We start from the raw sequence: 535 nt of genomic DNA, 5'->3' as shown, positions 1-535 counted from the left end.
GCTTAATTCAGGAAAATAGCGATTGATACGGTTCATCCATTTCATTCGCGTTTTGCAAAAACTTAGCTCATTGTGCTGTAAGTTGGCGGGCTTATAAGGGGCTTTGCCGAATACATAACGCTGTCCTTGTCCAAACAGCATCATCAAACTAATGATCAGCTCATCACGCAATAAATGCTTGGTTGGCAAGCCAAAAAAGGGCGAAGAAAGCACCGCTCTTTGAATATGATGATCATAGTTCGCTAAATAATACGCCGAAATCAGCGAGCCTAAAGAATGAGCGAGCAGATATTGTTGCGAATAAGCATAATGGTGAGTGATTTGCTTGATGACCGCGTCCATATCTTCACAATAAAAGCGAAATTCATCAATATAGCCTTTGTCTTTATCCGCTAATAAACGCTGTGAATAACCCTGCCCGCGGTGATCGAAAAGCAGCACATCATAACCCCATTGATAAAAATCATAGGCTAATTCTGACCATTTGAGAATATTCTCAGCACGCCCATTGACTAAAATTAGCAATTTTTTTACC

1 protein-coding gene is annotated in these 535 nt (G+C 40.6%); it reads right to left on the bottom strand.

Going from position 1 to position 535, the window contains the following annotated elements; translation table 11 throughout:
• On the bottom strand, positions 1-535 hold a 535-nt coding region (locus ABZ720_RS17450), incomplete at both ends, for an alpha/beta fold hydrolase (RefSeq protein WP_366556803.1).

This window comes from Aquibaculum sediminis, from assembly GCF_040712085.1.
Lineage (GTDB): Bacteria > Pseudomonadota > Alphaproteobacteria > Kiloniellales > DSM-21159 > Aquibaculum > Aquibaculum sediminis.
The sequence above is the reverse complement of the archived record's forward strand: the minus strand, read 5'-3'. Positions and strand labels throughout refer to the sequence as shown.